This is a genomic window from Schwartzia sp. (in: firmicutes) (genome assembly GCF_978017985.1).
In genome coordinates, this window is the sequence record NZ_CDXDFU010000181.1 from 1 (window position 1) to 2,294 (window position 2,294).

Sequence of the window (2,294 nt, forward strand, 5' to 3'; positions counted from 1 at the left end):
ACCCCAGCCCACCACAATGCCGCTGGTGCAGCGCCTTGCCAACTTTATCGCGGCAACAACTGCCGAACTCGAGGAAGCGAACGAAAAGCTGGCAAAGCTCGCTAAACTGGACCGTCTTACAGGCATCTATAACCGCGGTGAAATCGAACAGATACTGCAGCACACCATAACAAACGAGCACAACGGGCACCGTGCCTCCGACCACCTCAGCGCTATCATGATTGACCTTGATGACTTCAAAAAGGTCAACGACAAATTCGGTCATCAGGTGGGAGATCAGGTACTTAAGGATATAGCAAAAGTATTTGAGCACAATATCCGCCCCACAGACAGCGTAGGACGCTGGGGCGGCGAGGAATTTCTCATAATACTTCCGGGTGCAGGGCTCAAAGCTGCCAAATCTATCGCAGAACGTATCCGTAAGGCCGCGAAAAAGGCACCCCCACTGCCGGACGGCACCAATGTCACTCTGAGTATAGGCATAGCCGAGTTCCCTGCGGACGGAAACTTCCAGAGCTTCTACCGCCATCTCGATGACGCGCTCTATCACTCAAAGAACAGCGGCAAAGACCGTATAACCCTGTTCGATAAATAACAGCGTTCCTGCGGAATATTTCCGTAAAATATTTTTTCACTGAAAGGATGGTATCTTATGAAGACAAGCAAATGGATGAATGGACTTTGTGCTCTCGCTGTCGGCGCGGCCGTTCTCGGAACTGCAATGCCCTACGCGTCAGCCTACGACGGTGCTCTCAACGGCGACGGACCTCATAAATACGACGTCCGCAGAGGAGCCTATGAGCAGGAGGGCGGATCCACTATCAAAGTGAAACCGGGACGCTATAAGGTCGAAGAACCGGAGCCGGCTCCCGTAGAACGACCTGCAGAAAAACCTGTACCAAAAGAATAACATCATACAAAAATTACCTTCCCATTCGGGAAGGTAATTTTTATTTTTTCATAAAAATGTAATTCATATCGTGGTACAATATAAACAGGAGTATATTAAAACCTATATGTTGATGGGAGGAGTTACTAATGAGATTCTTCAAGTGCAATCTGTGCGGCAACATCATTCAGGTACTTAAAGACGGAGGCGGACAGCTCGTCTGCTGCGGCCAGAACATGACCGAGCTTGTCCCCGGCACAACAGACGCGGCTCAGGAAAAACATGTCCCTGTAGCAACAGTATCCGGCGATACTGTAACCGTCAAAGTCGGAAGCGTCGAGCATCCGATGACACCCGAGCACTACATCGAATGGATTCTTATCGAAACCAGCAGCGGCTGCCAGATAAAGAATCTCACCCCGCAGGATGCCCCGGCAGCCACATTCAAACTGGCTGAAGGCGAAAAACTGGTCAAGACCTACGCATACTGCAACCTCCACAGCCTCTGGGCATCGTAATACAAAACGCCTTCTCCGTTAGGAGAAGGCGTTTTTATTCCCCTTTTCAAACACTTTTCATTCTTCCCCAGACTTCTTTCATAATTAATCATAATGCTTTCATAGTCTATCATAATCCTTTCACATAGTTGTCATATAATTCAGTCAACGGGTTATCCCGAATCAATAGTAAACCGAAAGGATGATTCTATGAAAACAACGAAATGGACAAACGGACTCTGCGCACTGGCAATCGGTGCATCAGTAATCGGAACCGCAATGCCTGTCATGGCATCCGAAGCACCGGCAGCTGCTGCCGAAGTAACAGAACAGAGCGGTGCCCTCAACGGAACAGGAGAACATAAATACGATGTACGCCGCGGAGCCTTCGAGCAGGACGGCGGTTCCAATGTACAGGTAAGCCGCGGACGCTACGAACAGCCCTCCTCAGACAAAGCCGAAAAAACAGCTGATACAAAAATCTCCGACAAAAAAGAAATCGGCGACAAAAATCAGGACATAAAAAAGAATGACAAACGCGCAACGGAAAACGTTCGCGACTCAAAACGCGCAACAGACAAAACTTCCGAAGTAAAAGCTTCTGAATCAAAACTCCCCGAAACAAAAGCACCGGAAACAGTTTATCCTGAAATGAAGAAACCTGAAACAAGCAACTCCGGCACCATGAAACACCAGATCCCTGAAACAAAATCCCCGGAGCAGGACAAAACGCAGGAGCTCCCTACCCTGAACCCGGACCTCGATAAATAATAATCCGCTTAAAATCCAATTCCTTAAAGCCTATGCATATTACACCCTCCTCGTAATACTGCATAGAAAACCTTACGAAAACACAGCACCCCCATAAGTCAGGCCCGGACAACCTGACTTATAGGGGTGTTGTGCGT

Annotated in this window: 4 protein-coding genes; all 4 read left to right on the forward strand. The window is 48.5% G+C overall.

Going from position 1 to position 2,294, the window contains the following annotated elements; all coding sequences use genetic code 11:
• Window positions 1-595 (forward strand): GGDEF domain-containing protein (locus ACY69O_RS07845; RefSeq protein ID WP_462332914.1); only part of this gene is annotated, 595 nt, incomplete at its 5' end.
• 57 nt (window positions 596-652) lie between these two features.
• The gene (locus ACY69O_RS07850) at window positions 653-910 is read left to right on the forward strand and encodes a hypothetical protein (RefSeq protein WP_462332915.1); all 258 of its coding nucleotides are present in this window, start codon (window positions 653-655) and stop codon (window positions 908-910) included.
• 128 nt (window positions 911-1,038) lie between these two features.
• Window positions 1,039-1,407, forward strand: a complete 369-nt coding sequence (locus tag ACY69O_RS07855) for a desulfoferrodoxin family protein (protein ID WP_462332916.1) — start codon at window positions 1,039-1,041, stop codon at window positions 1,405-1,407.
• 189 nt (window positions 1,408-1,596) lie between these two features.
• On the forward strand, window positions 1,597-2,157 hold the full coding sequence (locus ACY69O_RS07860; RefSeq protein WP_462332917.1) for a hypothetical protein: 561 nt from the start codon (window positions 1,597-1,599) through the stop codon (window positions 2,155-2,157).
• Window positions 2,158-2,294 lie beyond the last annotated feature (137 nt).

What these genes read in the sequence shown, in the direction of transcription:
- ACY69O_RS07850 (WP_462332915.1), top strand. Translation starts at nt 653, where the DNA reads ATGAAGACAAGCAAATGGATGAATGGACTTTGTGCTCTCGCTGTCGGC.
- ACY69O_RS07860 (WP_462332917.1), top strand. Translation starts at nt 1,597, where the DNA reads ATGAAAACAACGAAATGGACAAACGGACTCTGCGCACTGGCAATCGGT.
- ACY69O_RS07855 (WP_462332916.1), top strand. Translation starts at nt 1,039, where the DNA reads ATGAGATTCTTCAAGTGCAATCTGTGCGGCAACATCATTCAGGTACTT.